The sequence below is a fragment of the Mycobacterium sp. D16Q13 genome (genome assembly GCF_002013375.1).
Lineage (GTDB): Bacteria > Actinomycetota > Actinomycetes > Mycobacteriales > Mycobacteriaceae > Mycobacterium.
Window position 1 is genome coordinate 13,043 of sequence record NZ_MAEW01000028.1, and the last position, 15,357, is coordinate 28,399.

The window sequence follows — 15,357 nt, forward strand, 5'->3', positions numbered from 1 at the left end:
GAGAATTGTGAGCAAGGCATCTGTAGCGATCGTCGGTTCGGGAAATATCAGTACCGATCTGCTGTACAAGTTGCAGCGATCCGAGTGGCTGGAGCCACGATGGATGATCGGCATCGACCCCGAGTCCGAAGGTCTCAAGCGCGCCCGCGGCTTCGGTCTGGAAACCTCGCATGAGGGGGTGGACTGGCTGCTGGCGCAGGACGAGAAGCCCGATCTGGTGTTTGAGGCGACGTCGGCGTACGTGCACAAGGCCGCCGCTCCGCGGTATGCGGAGGCCGGGATCCGGGCGATCGATCTGACGCCTGCCGCCGTGGGTCCGGCCGTGGTGCCGCCCGCGAATCTGCGTGCGCACCTTGATGCTCCGAACGTCAACATGATCACCTGCGGCGGCCAGGCGACGATTCCGATCGTTTACGCGGTGTCCCGCGTCGTGGAGGTTCCTTACGCGGAAATTGTCGCCTCCGTGGCCTCTGTCTCGGCGGGGCCGGGCACACGCGCCAACATCGATGAGTTCACCAAGACGACCTCCCGGGGTGTGGAGGTGATCGGCGGAGCCAAGCGCGGTAAGGCCATCATCATCCTGAACCCGGCCGACCCGCCGATGATCATGCGCGACACCATCTTCTGTGCGATTCCGGAGGACGCGGACCGGGATGCGATCGCCGCGTCGATCCACGATGTGGTGAGCCAGGTGCAGCAGTACGTGCCCGGATATCGGCTACTCAACGAGCCGCAGTTCGACGAGCCGTCCGTGGTCAACGGTGGCAACCACGTCGTCACCACTTTCGTCGAGGTGGAGGGTGCCGGCGACTTCCTGCCGCCGTACGCCGGGAACCTGGACATCATGACCGCTGCCGCGACCAAGGTCGGCGAGGAAATCGCCAAAGAACTTCTATCAGCGAAGGTTTCGTAACATGGCTTCGGACACTGGAACTCAGCTTTTGGGCACCGACGGCATCTTTTTCGACGCCGCATGGGATGTGCGGATCACCGACACGTCATTGCGGGACGGCTCGCACCACAAGCGGCACCAGTTCACCGCCGACGAGGTGCGGGCGATCGTCGCGGCCCTTGACGGTGCCGGTGTGCCGGTCATTGAGGTGACGCATGGCGATGGTCTTGGTGGATCGTCGTTCAACTACGGCTTCTCTAAAACCCCTGAGCAGGAATTGATCAAGCTCGCCGCCGAGACCGCGACGAACGCCAAGATCGCGTTCCTGATGCTGCCGGGTGTGGGCACCAAGGAAGACATCATCGAGGCGCAGGGCAACGGTGGATCCATCTGTCGTATCGCCACCCACTGCACCGAGGCCGACGTGTCTCTTCAGCACTTCGGGCTGGCGCGCGAGCGAGGGCTGGAAACCGTTGGCTTCCTGATGATGTCGCACACCATCTCGCCGGAGAAGCTGGCCAAGCAGGCCCGGATTATGGCCGACGCCGGATGTCAGTGCGTCTACGTGGTCGACTCCGCGGGTGCGCTGGTTCTCGATGGCGTGGCGGACCGTGTTGCCGCTGTCGTGGCCGAATTGGGGTCGGATGCTCAAGTCGGTTTTCATGGCCACGAGAACTTGGGGCTCGGTGTCGCCAACTCGATCGAGGCGGTGCGCGCTGGTGCCAAGCAGATCGACGGCAGCACGAGGCGCTTCGGTGCCGGTGCGGGCAACGCTCCGGTGGAGGCGTTGATCGGCGTGTTCGACAAGATCGGTGTGAAGACGGGTATTGATTTCTTCGATATCGCGGACGCCGCCGAAGAGGTTGTGGCGCCCGCGATGCCGGCCGAGTGCCTGCTGGACCGCAATGCGCTGATCATGGGCTACAGCGGTGTGTACTCCAGCTTCCTCAAGCACGCCATCCGGCAGGGGGAGCGATACGGCGTGCCCGCGCACCAGCTGCTGCACCGCGCCGGTCAGCGCAAGCTCATTGGTGGGCAGGAGGATCAGCTCATCGATATCGCGCTGGAGATCCAGCGGGAGAACGCCGAAAAGACGTCGTAGTCGCAGCGCCTGCCAGGGGGCGCTCGTGCCTCTCGGGAAGGGGCTGACGGGCCCCTCTGCAAGCGCATCGATCGTGTACATGGCGTGTCCCGGCGGGGCCGTCCGCCCGCCGGATTCTGGGTGGCCGACGGTTACGCGGGTTCTCGCGGCGTCGCGCAACGTGCCGATTCCCAGCAGACAACTGTGGCGGTGTGAAAATCGCCTCGGCAAGCGCTGCGGTGGCTTAGCCAGTTCGCGCTGATTGATCCTGAGACCGACTCGCACGCCGTGCTCGGTGGTTACCGCCGAGATCGAGCCGGTAGGGGATCACCTCGAACGCTGCGAGGACGTTGCCGTCTCCCTTAAGCTGCTGGTTGAGTGCGGGGGTCTATTCGGTTGGGTAACCAGCTTTGGTACCTGTGCGCTAGCAACTGAGTACGATCGAGCTTTACGACGGTTTGGCGATCGAGGAAGGGGAGGGGGACGTTGCCCAAGCAGGATCGTGGTGCACCGCCCCGTCCTCCGTGGCTGCCCGAAGAAGACGAACAACGAGGGTTTCTCCGTTCGTTGGGGCGCAAGAAGCGCAACGTAGACGAGGTCGAGTCCAACGATGACTCGTTAACTCACGAGACAGAACGCGTCTCCGCTCTCCAAGCTCCTGCACAGAAACCGATCGCCGAATCAGTCGCACCTTCAGTTGGGGAGCGCTCTGCCGTCGCGCCCCGTCACGAAACGGCCAGAGGCGGCATACCGCTGATCAACGTCTCGAAGTACTACACCCCGCCGCGCGTGCCCGAACCACCCGATCAACAGCCGCTGACTGTCGAGTCGAAGGCGATTGCCCAGACGCCCGTTTCTGAGGCACCTCGGATCGTCACGAGCCCTATTCCCGAGATAAGGCCCGAGCCGCGGCCGCTATCGCAGGTAGCGCAGCCGCCGGCGCCTCCGCCTAGCGGGCCCCCAGCAACCCCCGTGCCAGAGCCCGCCGCCGACGAGCAGTCGCCTACCCCGCCTGCGGACCAAGCGCCCTCGGAGATCGTGCCTTCAGACGAATCGGTACAGGTGGCCCCACGGTCGGAGGAGGCGAGCCCACCGGTACCCACCGCCGATCACCGTGGTGCGGCGTCCGGCGGCACAGACCCGTTCTCGCGTTTCAGCCTGCTCGAAGCGCAGCTGCGCCAGATGAGCCTCGATGAGAGCATCACCGACGCCGAACTCGAACGTCATCGGCGCCACGCGGTACTCGAATCTGAGGCCCCGCCTGCTCCCGGGGCTCTCCGCTTCACGCTGCCAGAGGAGTTCGATGATGCCCCCGAACCGATCGAGGGGGCCGTTTCCGATACGGCCGAATCCGAGCCTATCCACGCAGCAGCGCCGGATGACGAGCCCGCACCGGTTCCCGCAGAACCGGAGCCACCCGCAGCGCTGACCGTAGATTTCGTGCCCCCAGTACCGGAGCCGAACGCCGATATCGTTGGCGATTTGGTCTCACCGACTGCGGTTGTGGAGGAGTCAACTCAGGTATCCGAAGAATCCTCTCAGGGCATCGAAGAGCCGACGGAACCAGAAGTACCGGAGCCTCCAGCAGCTGCCCCCGAGGTCAATGACATCGACGCCCGAGCGGCCGCACTGCTGAAGCGCATCGAAGTCAAACGCGCCGAGCTCAATGAGGAACTGGCTGCACACGATGCGGCCGACGTGGAAGCGCCTGCCGCCGAGCCTGAACCCGCGCCGTTTGTGCCGATGATTGCGCCGTGGGCCGCCGTGCCGGAACCTGTGGTCGATATATCCGGATCCCCCGAGTCCGAGGGTGCGGAATTCGGTGTCGGTGCGGAAGAAGTCACTGAGAAGGAAATAACGGCCACGGCAGCGCCCGACCTTGAGGGGTTTGCGCCCCTCGTCGACGAGGACATTGTCATCGACCTGCAGGCCGTGGTGTTCGAGCAGATGTCCGCTGCCCCCGAGCTTGCGGATGTGGAGGCGCCGGCAGACGAACGTCAGGACGAGTCGCACGTTTCGGCGGCATTCGTCGAGCCCGGGCAGTCCGCGCCCGAGCCCATGTCGGACGATGCCGCAGCGGAAGGCGAGCCAGGTCACCCCGACGTTCCTCAGTCGCAGGAGATTCCCCCGCCGATACCGCCGACTCCTGCGGTGGAACCGGTGCAACCCGCCTATCACGTGCCGCCGCCTGCCCCGCAACAGCCTGTTCCGCCGAGGCCTGGACTCGACCAGCAGCATGCTGCTCAGGCTCCGCCGGGATGGAACCCGCGCCAGCCTTATCCGGGGCAGTGGTCGCAGGGCGCTCCCCAAGCGCCGCAACCCTATGGTGAACAGCAGCTTCCGCAGCAGCCACCTCCGCAGCGCCCGAGTGTTGAGGGGCAATGGCGGTGGGTGCCACAACAGCAACAGCGGCAGCCACAGGCACCTCAATCACCCGGGCCGCAAGACCTGCCTCCGGGCTACGTGCCGCCACCGCAAGCCGCGACGCCTCCTGTCAACTACCGTGCGCCGCAGGCTTACCGGATGCCGCCCTCGCTCGACGAGGCGGAGGTCATCAATCGTGGTCGTTATGCGCCGCGATCCGGCTGGCGCAAGGCTGTGCACAGGTCCACCGGCGGCCGTGTCAATCCAGGCGACTCTCGGAAGGATCGTGAACAGGAACAGCTGCTGGCCAGCATTCGGCGGCCAATCCTCGGCGATTACCACATCGCGGTGCTCTCCATCAAGGGTGGCGTCGGAAAGACAACCACCACACTGGGATTGGGTTCGGCATTCGCGACGATCCGTACCGATCGGATCATCGCTGTGGACGCTAACCCCGACCGGGGTACCTTGGCTGAGCGGGTGCGCGACCATTCGACACAGTCCACCATTCGGGATCTTCTCAACGATCGGAACATCAGAAGTTACGCCGACGTGCGCAACCACACGCGGATGGCGACCAGTCGTTTGGAAGTACTTGCCAGTGAACAGGATCCGGCAGTGTCGGAGGCTTTCGGCGAGGTCGACTATCGCAGTACGATCGACATCCTGCAGCGGTACTACAACGTCATCCTGACCGACTGCGGCACGGGAATCATGCATTCGGCGATGGCGGGTGTGCTCGATCTTGCGCACACCATCGTGTTGGTGAGCTCACCGGCCATGGACTCTGCTCGAAGTGCCTCGGCTACTCTCGATTGGCTTATGCAACATGGACATTCGACGCTGGTGCGCGAGGCCCACGTCGTCTTGAGCGCCTCGCGTCCAGGATCTGCCGGGATCAAGCTGGACAAGGTTTATGAGCATTTCGAGGCACGTTGCCGCTCTATTCACATGATCCCGTTCGATCCGCATCTCGCCGAAGGCGCCGATGTCGACTTCAGTCTGCTCAATGCGGATACCAATGCCGCGTACCTGAAGCTGGCCGGTGCGATCTCGGAGAGTTTTCCGCGACTTCGCATGCGCGGCGTCGAGCAGCGATAAGACGAAAGAGGTAGGACAGCGGGATGGTTGACGCTAGGGACGCCCAGCGGGTTCTTGACGCCGGTGTGCTCTCGCTGGGTGGTCCAATTGACGGTCTGGAAGCGGATCGTGATGTCGACTGCGCCAAGCTCACGCCATTCGAAACAGGGCTGTATGCCGACAGGGAGGAACATGGGGCAGCAGTGAAAGAGCTCGGTGCGGACTCGCTGCGCCGTATCGAAGCCCCGGAGATGTGGGCGGCTCTCGATAACGTGCTCGGAATGATGGCGAAGTGATCTGACATGGCTGATTCAAACGACAACGCGCCCGATTCGCCGCCACCGAGCGGCCCATGGCGTGAGCCCATTGCCGATGGACTGGGGGGTGGAGAGACCAAGGGCAATCCGTTCCGCCGATCCAAGAGCCCGAACCAGGAATTCGTGCCGCCGAGCGCCGACTATTTCCCGCAACCGACGCTCAAGCCGCCGCCCGCGCTGCCGAAGGCCCCCAAGCTCTCACGGCGCCAGCGGAATCATCAGCGTTCGATGAATCCGATCTGGGAACCAGACCCGCTGAGCGCCTACGGCATGCCGCAGTACCAGAATCCGGCGCCCCAGGCTCCACCGCAGGGGTACGGTGCGCCGGCTCAACAGCCGCCACAGAACTACTACGGGCCGCCACCGCAGAACTACTATGCCCCGCCGGCGGCCCCTGCCCAGCCACAGGGGCCCGCGGCTCCGGCGGAACCCTACGCGCCTGCCGCACCCCCTCCCGCGCCCGGTCGGACAAGCCAGCTACCGGCATGGCCCGCCTCCGCGGTGGTGCCCGAGCCGCACACCGCGCCACCTCCGGCCGAACAGCCTCCGGCCCGGGAGGAGGAAGAGGCGATCAGGGACGAGGAGCCGAGGGTGGAGGCGCCCGCTGCACAGGCGGAGGCGCCCCCGCCCGCACCCGTAGCCCCGGCGCCGGAGCCGCAGACCCGGCCTGACGACGCGTCCTCGATGATTCCGGACGGCATGACCCCGTGGGGTGGACAGGCGCCCCAAACACCGCCCGCACCAATGCCGCCCGCGGCATCGTGGGCAGCGCAGCCGCTTGCACCCCCGCCCGCGGCGGCACCCCGAGCAGACTGGGGCGTGCCGGCCTTACCACCACGGGCGCCCTTTGTTCCATCTCAGACTCTGTTCACCGCTGCGCGCCCTGAAGCACCCGTGTATCGGCCGGCGCCGCAGCCATCACGACCGCAGGGGCCCAGCCACGACCAGCTTGGTCTCATCAGGTCGGTCAAGCCGCTGCCGAGGAGCGGGTGGCGCAAGGCCGTTCACCGGCTCTCGGGTGGCGCGATCAACCCCGGAGAGTCCTCGGATGAATCGCATCGCAGCGAGTTGATCGACCGAATCAACCTTCCCGTCCGAGGTGACTACCGGATCGCCGTGCTGTCCTTGAAGGGTGGCGTGGGTAAGACCACCACTACGTTCTCGTTAGGTGCCACCTTCGCCTCAATGCGTGGCGATCGTGTGATTGCCGTCGACGCGAACCCGGACTTCGGGACGCTTGCTCAACGCGGTCCGGATGAGACGCGTTCTACTGCGCGAGATCTGTTGCGTGATCCGGATATTCACCGATACTCCGATGTACGCAGGCACACCTCGCAGAGTGCGAGCCGGTTAGAGGTGCTGGCCTCCGAACGTGATCCGGCGGCGTCCGAGTTGTTCTCCGAAGCCGACTACCTCGCGGTGATGCGGATTCTGCAGCGGTTCTACAACATCATCCTGACCGACTGCGGCACCGGACTTATGCACTCGGCGATGGCGGGTGTGCTGGGGGAGGCCAACGCCATCGTCCTGGTGACGTCGCCCGCCATCGACGGCGCCCGTAGCGCCCTCGCCACCCTGGATTGGCTTGATCACCACGGGTACTCGCACCTGGTGCGGCAATCTGTGGTGGCTATCAGCTCGTCGCGGCCGGGTGCTTCCTCGATCGACCTCGAACAGCTGAGCCGACATTTCCTGACGCGGGCCAGGGCGGTGCACATCGTCCCGTTCGACAATCATCTGTCGGAGGGGTCGGAGATCTCGTTGGATCTGATGGGTAAGAAGGCTCGGCTGGCGTTCATGGAGCTGGCGGCCTCGGTGGCCGACGGCTTCTACGAGGGTGGAAACACCCGGCAGACGAGTTGGAGCTAACGCTCCAGTTCGTCGGTCGTCATCAGATCGTCCCGGACGCTGCGCTCGTGATACGCGAGCCGTGCCACCCGGTGTGCCACTACCGGGGCGGTGATGATGGTGAACAGCCCGGCGAGCACGATCATACTGACGTCGGCGTGCCCGCGAAGCCGCAGCGCGGCACCGGCCAGGACCAGGAGCAGACCCAGCACCTGTGGCTTGGACGCGGCATGCATGCGGGCCAACGTGTCGGGAAATCGCACCACGCCGATCGCCGCGGTGAGGGCCAGTACCGAACCGCACAACACCAGCGCACCGGAGATTCCGTCGAGAAGAGTGTTCATCGCGGTTATCTCCTCTCGTCACGGGGGTCGATCGCGGTGTCGGGCACCCGGAATCGCGTCACGCTCACCGAACCGAGGAAGCTGATCAAGGACAGCGCGACCATTCCGTACAGCACAGTGGAATCCAGGCTGTACGCGGCCCACGCGGCCAGTGCGCACATCGTGACGGCCACTAAGGTGTCGACGGCGACGAGTCGATCCAAGGTGTTGGGTCCGGCGAGCAGCCGGTACATCGTGACGGTGGCCGCGGCGATGAGCAGCACCGCGGCGATATGCCATACCAGGCTCATAACCCCTCCCTCGTCTCGGACTCGTCGACAACGCCGTCCTCGGGATGCCAATCAGCATCGCGTTCGAAGGCCGCGATGAAAAGTCTTTCCAGTTGCCGTAATTGGGAGTAAAAGCTCGCCACGGCCTTCGGTGAACCCACATCCAGCACGTGTACATACGCCAGTCGGCGTTCTTGATCTATCTCCAGGACCACCGATCCGGGGATGATCGTCAGCGTGTTGAGCAGCAGTGCCATCACCAGATCTGATTTCACCGAAAGCTGGGCTCGCAGTACGGCACTCAATGGCGGCGGACCCGGCCTGATCGCCAGCCACGCGACCTGAAGACTCGACAGCACCATGTAGTACGCGACGGTGAACGCAAGCCGGATCATCGACACCACATGCAGACGGCCCTCGACCGGCAGTCGGGGCATCGGTAGCAGAACCGTGATGACCAGAGCCACCAGCAATCCGGTAATGGTGTTGGCGACAGAGAAATTGCCCCACAGCATTGTCCAGACCAGCACCAGCCATACCAAAATCCAAGCCCGCAGGATGATTTCGCGAGGGCCGTACATCGCCAGGGTTTTCATCGCGGGCCATCCCCGAGGACGGCGCTGATGTACACCGTGCGGTCGCGGACCTCGGCGGCGGCGCGCTCGCTGATCCCAATGATGGGGCCGGCGAAGATCGTCAGTGCCACCCCGACCGCGATCAATCCCAATGTGGGCGCCAGCATGCCGGCCGGCATCCGGCCCACGTCGGCGCGGTCCACAAAGGCAATCTCTTCACTGTCGTCAAGAAGCGCGGACGGTGACGCGGCGGCAAGGTCGCCCTCCGGCGCATCGGCGCGCGGTCGCCAGAACGCCTTGGTCCAGACGCGGGCCACCGCGTACAGGGTCAGCAGACTCGTGATCGTGCCCCCGGCCACGAGGGTCCACGCCAGCACCGAGCCCTGCAGCGACCCTGCCTCCAGCAGTGCGACCTTGCCGATGAAACCCGAGAACGGTGGGATGCCGGCCAGGTTCAACGCGGGGACGACGAATGCGAAGGCCAGCACTGGGCTCGCGGCAGCGAGCCCACCCAGACGGTTCAGCGATGATGCCCCGGCCTGACGTTCGATGAGTCCCACCACGAGGAACAACGTCGTCTGCACGATGATGTGGTGTGCCACATAGAAAATGGCGCCGGACATACCGAGCTCGTTGGATAGCGCGATACCGAAGATCATGTACCCGATATGGCTGACCAGTGTGAAGGACAGCAGTCGCTTGATATCGCTCTGCGCGATGGCGCCCAGGATGCCGACGATCATGGTGAGGAGAGCGGCCACCAGCAGCACGGTGTTCAGCACACCGCCGGGGAACAACAGGGAATGTGCTCGAATGATGGCGTACACGCCCACCTTGGTGAGCAAGCCCGCGAAGACTGCCGTCACGGGTGCGGGCGCGGTGGGGTAGGAGTCGGGTAGCCAGGTCGATAGCGGAAAGACGGCCGCCTTGATGGCGAAGCCCACCAGCAGCACCGCGAAGATCGCCATCCGGGTACCCGATGGGATGCCGTCTGCTCGGACGGCGATTTCGGCCATGTTCAAGGTGCCCGTCGCCGCGTACACGAAGGCGATGCCCAACAGGAAGACCACCGAGGACATCATCGAGACCATCACGTACGAGATGCCCGCACGCACCCGGTCGGCGCTGGCCCCGATGGTCAAGAGCACGAAGCTGGCGGCCAACAGCACCTCAAAACCGACGTACAGGTTGAACAAGTCGCCGGCCAGGAAGGCGTTGCACACACCGGCCGACAGCGCCAGGTACGTGGGCATGAAGATGGACACCGGCTGGCGCTCATCGCCGTCACGGATACCTTGGGCCGCCGCGTACAGTACGACAGCCAGCAGCACGATGGCCGAGACCACCAGCATGAGGCCCGAGAGCCGATCTACCACAAGGGTTATTCCGAGAGGTCCCAGTTTCTCCTCGGTCGGTCCCCAGCCGCCGACGGCCAACGCAAAGGTGCCGTCGTGATCGGCTAGGTAGAGCAGCGCCGCGCAGACCCCGAGCACCGTGGTCAATGCGGTGACGGTGATCAACAGCTGCAATCGCGGGCGACGGCCCGCGATCAGAGTCAACGCGGCCGCCGCCGTCGGGATGAGGACCGGGAGTGGTGTGAGAACGGCCATGGCACTCATGACTTCTCACCCACCGGCAGTGCATCGAGCTCGGCAGGGGAGTCCTCATCCGCAGGGCCCGGAGTCTCCCTGTGTTCGTCCCGGTCGTCGGTGACGGGCTCCGGCGGTTCCTGCGCGACGCGCGCGTCCTCGGCGTCGTCGTCCACAACGTCATCAGCTTCCAGGGTGAACATGCGATAGATCAGGGCGAGGGTGAAAGCCGCGACACCCATGGTGATGACGATCGCTGTCAGGATCATGCCCTGGGCCAACGGGTCTGCCACAGTGGTTCGGCCGGCGGACTGCCGTCCGATGATCGGCGGATTGCCGGATGGGCCACCCACCGTGAGGATCAGCAGGTTCACGGCGTTGCCGACAAGGAGCAGACCCAACACCATGCGAGTGAGGTTGCGTTCCAACATCAGGTACACGCCGCACGCGGTTAGGGCGCCGATAATGATCAGCAGTCCGAGATTGGTCATGATGCACGCACCCCACCCCGGGCGCGCGGAGACTCCTCGAGCTCGACATCCAGGCGCGCACCCAGACTGCGCAGCACGTCGAGCACCAAGCCGACCACCACCAGGTAGACGCCGATATCGAAGAACAGCGCGGTCACGATCTTGACGTGCCCAAACCCGAGCATGTCGAATTGGATTGTGGCCGAGGACAACACCGGTGCGCCCAGCAGGATCGAAGCGAGGGCGGTCCCTCCGGAGAAGGCCAGCCCGAGCCCGAGGATCTTGCCGGCATCGAAGGGCAGAGTCTCGCCCAGCTCGTAGCGGCCGCCGGCGAGATAACGCAGCACGAGTGCCAAACCGGCGGTCAGCCCGCCGGCGAATCCGCCGCCCGGAACGTTGTGCCCGGCGAAGAAGAAGTAGAAGGACAGCACCATGACGAGCGGGAAAATCAGCCGTGTCGCCACTTCGAGGACCAAGGATCGGTGCTTGGGATCGCGCAGTTCGCTGCCACGTAACCAGATTCCTGATGCCACCACGACATCCGGTTGACCTGCCGCGTCCCCTACCCGGGGAGCTCTGCCAAAACGCCGGTGCCGGAACATCAACGAGGCAACGCCCGTCGCGGCCACCAGCAGCACCGAGATCTCGCCCAGGGTGTCCCAGGCGCGGATGTCCACCAGCAGGACGTTCACCGTGTTGGCACCGTGCCCGCGCTGATACGCCGCCTCGGGGAGCAGGTCGGCGATCGGGCGATCACGTCGTGCTGCCATCGCGTACACGCCGAGAGCGGTGACCGTGCATCCGACCGCGATGGCGAGTAGGGCACGGGGCAACCGGAATCTGTTGGCCTGCTCCACATCCGATTCTGCAGGAAGGGCCCGCAGTACCAACACGAAGATCACGAGGGTCAGCGTCTCGACGAGGAACTGCGTCAGCGCCAGATCTGGCGCACCGTGCAGCGCGAAGATGACGCCCGTCCCATAGCCGGTGATGCCCACCAGGAGCACCGCTGCCAGGCGGTTACGCATGACGGTCGCACCGATGGCGGCCGCGAGCATCAGTAGCCCGACCACCCCCTGCAGCGGGGAATCCCACAGTTTCAGGTGTGGTTGATCGCGCGCCCCGAGGGCCAGCACGATCGTCGGCAGCATGACCAGGGTCACCAGAATGGTGGCTTGGGTGAACGGGATCGAGCCGCGCTGAGTCAGTGCGGTCAATCGCTGAGACAGCACATCGGCGCCGCGCAGTACCGCGTCGTAGCCGCGGTCGGCATTGCCCAGCGGATTGACCGCGAGCCGTGCCCTGCGTAGGCGGCCTCGCTCGAAGAACGCGAAAATGCCGACGGCGAAGGCGAGTGCGGTGAGCAGTAGCGGTACTCCGAAGCCCTCCCAGATCGCGATATGCGCGTCAACGGGGTTGGCGTAGCTGCCCAGTGCCCAGTTGAGCCAGTCGGGCAGTATGCCGGCAGCGATACTTGCCACGGACAGCAGCGCGGGCGCCACCAGGAAGGCGGGAACCGGTGCGTGCATGCCCTGCACACGAGCGCTGGGTTCGGGTAAACCCTTGCGCGCGAAAGCTCCCCACATGAACCGCATGCTGTAGGTGATGGTGAACATCGAACCGATGACAATCCCCGCCAGCACCCAGGGCGCGGCCGAACCGAGCACCTGGCTGTGCAGCACCGTCGCGAAGGCCAGCTCCTTGCCGACAAATCCGAGGGTCAGCGGCACCCCCGCCATGCTCGCCGCAGCGAGCATGGCGATCACGAAGAGCGACGGTTGGCGCTGTCCGAGCCAGGCCAGTTTGCGGATATCGCGAGTGCCGACGGTGTGGTCGATGATTCCCACCACCATGAACAGTGCGGCCTTGAACAGCGCGTGCGCGCACAGCATGACCAGCCCGGCCAGGAGGATGTCGGGATCGCCGGTTCCGGTGAGCACCACCAGGAATCCGAGTTGGCTCACCGTGCCGAAGGCCAGGATCAGCTTGAGGTCGTACTCACGCAGGGCTCGCCAGCCTGCCAGGATCATCGTGGCTATGCCCAGCACCAGCACGATGGGCCGCCACGGTGGCGCCTCGGCGAACCCCGGCGACATGCGGGCCAACAGATAGATGCCGGCCTTCACCATGGCGGCGGCGTGCAGGTAGGCACTGACCGGGGTCGGCGCAGCCATGGCGCCGGGAAGCCAAAAATGCAGGGGCACAATGGCGGACTTGCTTAGCGCGCCGATCAGTACCAGCACGAGACCGACACTGGCGGCCATACCCGACGGCGGGTGCGCGATGAGGTCGGACAGCAGGAAGCTTCCCCCGACATGACCGAGCACGATGACCCCGACCAGCATGGCGAGTCCCCCCGCGGTGGTCACCAGCAGTGCCTGCACCGCCGCGCGGCGACTGGCAAGCCGTTCCGCGTAGTGGCCGACCAAGAGGAACGACAGCACGGTCGTGAGTTCCCAGAAGATGTAGAGCAGCAGCAGATTGTCACTGGCCACCAGACCGAACATGGCGCCGGAGAATGCCACCAGCTCGGCAGCGAAGCTTGGCAGCCGCGGTTCGGTGTGACCGTCGCGGTGCCGGAAGTAGCTCGCGCAATAGAACAGCACCATCGACCCGATGCCGAGCACCAGCACACTCATGATCGCGGCCAGCGAGTCAAAGCGCAGTGTGATGTCCATCGCTAGCTCGGGCACCCACGGAATGTCCACGCGGACGTCCGTACCTTCGCCCGGCCATCTTGCTAATACCCAGATCAGCGAACCTAAGGGGACCAGGGCAAGGGGATAGAACGCCAGTCGGCCAGCGCGCGCCACAAGTAGCGGCGCCATCGCGGCCGCAAGTGCGTGGGCAAGCAGAATGGCAAGCAAAGGCACTCCCGTCTATCGGTTGTTGGGCGGGGTGTCGTGGTGTCTAGTTTACGGGGCAGTCGACGATTGGCGCGACGCAACCCTTTTCAGCGGTTGTCAGCAAACGCGCGCAGGGATGCCACCTGCACGGGGTCCAGCGACGGGCGCACCGTGGCCCGCGCGGTCTCGACATCGGCGACGGTGACATCGGCGGCATCGATGGATCGCCGCATCGCCGCCATCGCGGCCTCGCGCAACAACGCCGCACAGTCGGCGGCCGAGAAGCCGTCGAGCTCGGCGGCGAGAGCATCCAGATCCACATCGGCGTCCAGCGGGACCGCCCGTGCCGCCGTCTTGAGGATGTCTTTGCGGGCCTGAGCATCCGGAGGTTCGACGAACACCAGGCGTTCCATCCGGCCCGGACGCAGCAGCGCGGGATCGATGAGCTCGGGCCGGTTGGTCGCGCCGAGCACGACCACATCACGCAGTGGTTCCACCCCGTCCAGCTCGGTAAGCAGGGCCGCCACCACGCGGTCGGTGACACCCGAGTCGAAACTCTGCCCGCGTCGCGGCGCCAACGCATCGACCTCGTCGAGGAACACCAGGGAAGGAGCGGAATCGCGCGCCCGCCGAAACAGCTCGCGCACCGCCTGCTCGGAGGCTCCGACCCATTTGTCCATCAGCTCGGCGCCCTTGACCGCGTGCACCGACAACCGCCCGGAGCTGGCCAGCGCGCGCACCACAAAGGTCTTTCCGCAGCCGGGCGGTCCGTACAGCAGCACCCCGCGGGGTGGGTCCACGCCTAGACGTTCGAAGGTGTCCGGATGCTGCAATGGCCACAGGACTGCTTCTGTCAGAGCCTGTTTGGTGGTCACCATGTCGCCGACGTCTTCGAGAGTTATCGACCCGACGGCCACCTCCTCGGTACTGGACCGAGAGAGTGGACGGATCACAGACAGCGCGCCGACCAGGTCTTCCTGATCCAGTGCCGGTGTGCTGGCCTTCTCGCTGGCCCGTGCCGCTGCGCGCAATGCGGCCTCGCGGACCAGCGCGGCCAGATCGGCCACCACAAAACCCGGTGTCCGTGCCGCGATCTCATCGAGCTGCAGGTCCTGCGACGGCACCTTCGCCAAGAGGACTTCGAGTAATGATTTGCGGGTGGCCGCGTCCGGCAGGCTCAAACCCAGCTCGCGGTCACACAGTTCGGGAGCGCGCAGCCGAACGTCGATAGCGTCGGGATGTGCGGTCGTCGCGATGAATGCGACCCCGGAAGTGGCTACTGCAGAACGTAATTCGGCGAGGATGAGTGTGGCCACGGGCTCGGCGGTGGCGGGCAGCAGTGCGTCGATATCCGTGATCAACAGGACTCCGCCGGATTGCCGGATGCGGCTCACTGCCCCGCGTATCGCGTTAAGGCGTTCGTCGGCTGTCGTGGCACCTACTTCCGGTCCGTCCAGCTCGATGAGCGTGCGCGGTGCGCAGACCGCGCGAGCCAACGTTGCCTTACCGACACCGCCGGGCCCAGATATCAACACGCCCAGATTGGGCTGTGCACCAAGCGTTTTCAGCAATCCTGGTTCATCGAGGGCGAGCTTGAGCCACTCGGTGAGCCGCGCGGCCTGCGCCTGCGAGCCCTTGAGGTCCTCTACGGAAATCGCCGCGGGGGGCTCGGGGGTGGGAGG

General features: G+C 65.1%; 12 protein-coding genes. 5 read left to right on the forward strand and 7 right to left on the reverse strand.

Annotated features, from left to right (window positions below; all coding sequences use genetic code 11):
- Positions 1 to 4 precede the first annotated feature (4 nt).
- The 5 genes from B4400_RS23580 to B4400_RS23600 all read left to right on the forward strand — a co-directional run bounded on the left by B4400_RS23580 (position 5) and on the right by B4400_RS23600 (position 7,603).
- Complete coding sequence (locus tag B4400_RS23580; protein WP_078313068.1) at positions 5 to 913, forward strand: acetaldehyde dehydrogenase (acetylating); 909 nt, start codon at positions 5 to 7, stop codon at positions 911 to 913.
- A 1-nt stretch (position 914) separates the two neighbouring features.
- Positions 915 to 1,994, forward strand: coding sequence for a 4-hydroxy-2-oxovalerate aldolase (gene dmpG / locus B4400_RS23585; protein ID WP_139360445.1), 1,080 nt, complete (start codon positions 915 to 917; stop codon positions 1,992 to 1,994).
- 465 nt (positions 1,995 to 2,459) lie between these two features.
- Positions 2,460 to 5,438: a nucleotide-binding protein gene (locus B4400_RS24725; RefSeq protein ID WP_078313069.1), complete on the forward strand. Its 2,979-nt coding sequence runs from the start codon at positions 2,460 to 2,462 to the stop codon at positions 5,436 to 5,438.
- A 23-nt stretch (positions 5,439 to 5,461) separates the two neighbouring features.
- A complete protein-coding gene (locus tag B4400_RS23595; RefSeq protein WP_078313070.1) occupies positions 5,462 to 5,713 on the forward strand; it encodes a hypothetical protein in 252 nt (83 codons plus the stop codon).
- A 6-nt stretch (positions 5,714 to 5,719) separates the two neighbouring features.
- A complete protein-coding gene (locus B4400_RS23600) occupies positions 5,720 to 7,603 on the forward strand; it encodes a MinD/ParA family ATP-binding protein (RefSeq protein ID WP_078313071.1) in 1,884 nt (627 codons plus the stop codon).
- On the opposite strand, the gene mnhG is transcribed toward B4400_RS23600, so the two are convergent.
- The 7 genes from mnhG to B4400_RS23635 all read right to left on the reverse strand — a co-directional run.
- Positions 7,600 to 7,926, reverse strand: a complete 327-nt coding sequence (mnhG, locus tag B4400_RS23605) for a monovalent cation/H(+) antiporter subunit G (protein WP_078313072.1) — start codon at positions 7,924 to 7,926, stop codon at positions 7,600 to 7,602. The genes B4400_RS23600 and mnhG overlap by 4 nt on opposite strands.
- A gap of 5 nt (positions 7,927 to 7,931) precedes the next feature.
- Complete coding sequence (locus B4400_RS23610; RefSeq protein ID WP_078313073.1) at positions 7,932 to 8,216, reverse strand: monovalent cation/H+ antiporter complex subunit F; 285 nt, start codon at positions 8,214 to 8,216, stop codon at positions 7,932 to 7,934.
- Positions 8,213 to 8,791, reverse strand: a complete 579-nt coding sequence (locus tag B4400_RS23615; protein ID WP_078313074.1) for a Na+/H+ antiporter subunit E — start codon at positions 8,789 to 8,791, stop codon at positions 8,213 to 8,215. The genes B4400_RS23610 and B4400_RS23615 overlap by 4 nt, the downstream gene beginning before the upstream one ends.
- Positions 8,788 to 10,380, reverse strand: a complete 1,593-nt coding sequence (locus tag B4400_RS23620; protein ID WP_078313098.1) for a Na+/H+ antiporter subunit D — start codon at positions 10,378 to 10,380, stop codon at positions 8,788 to 8,790. The genes B4400_RS23615 and B4400_RS23620 overlap by 4 nt, the downstream gene beginning before the upstream one ends.
- A gap of 5 nt (positions 10,381 to 10,385) precedes the next feature.
- Entirely contained in the window at positions 10,386 to 10,850 is a 465-nt protein-coding gene (locus tag B4400_RS23625) for a Na(+)/H(+) antiporter subunit C (protein ID WP_078313075.1), read from the reverse strand.
- Positions 10,847 to 13,696, reverse strand: coding sequence for a Na+/H+ antiporter subunit A (locus tag B4400_RS23630; protein WP_078313099.1), 2,850 nt, complete (start codon positions 13,694 to 13,696; stop codon positions 10,847 to 10,849). Before B4400_RS23630 ends, B4400_RS23625 begins: the two co-directional genes overlap by 4 nt.
- 86 nt (positions 13,697 to 13,782) lie before the next feature.
- A partial coding sequence (locus tag B4400_RS23635; protein WP_078316540.1) for an AAA family ATPase occupies positions 13,783 to 15,357 on the reverse strand: 1,575 nt, incomplete at its 5' end.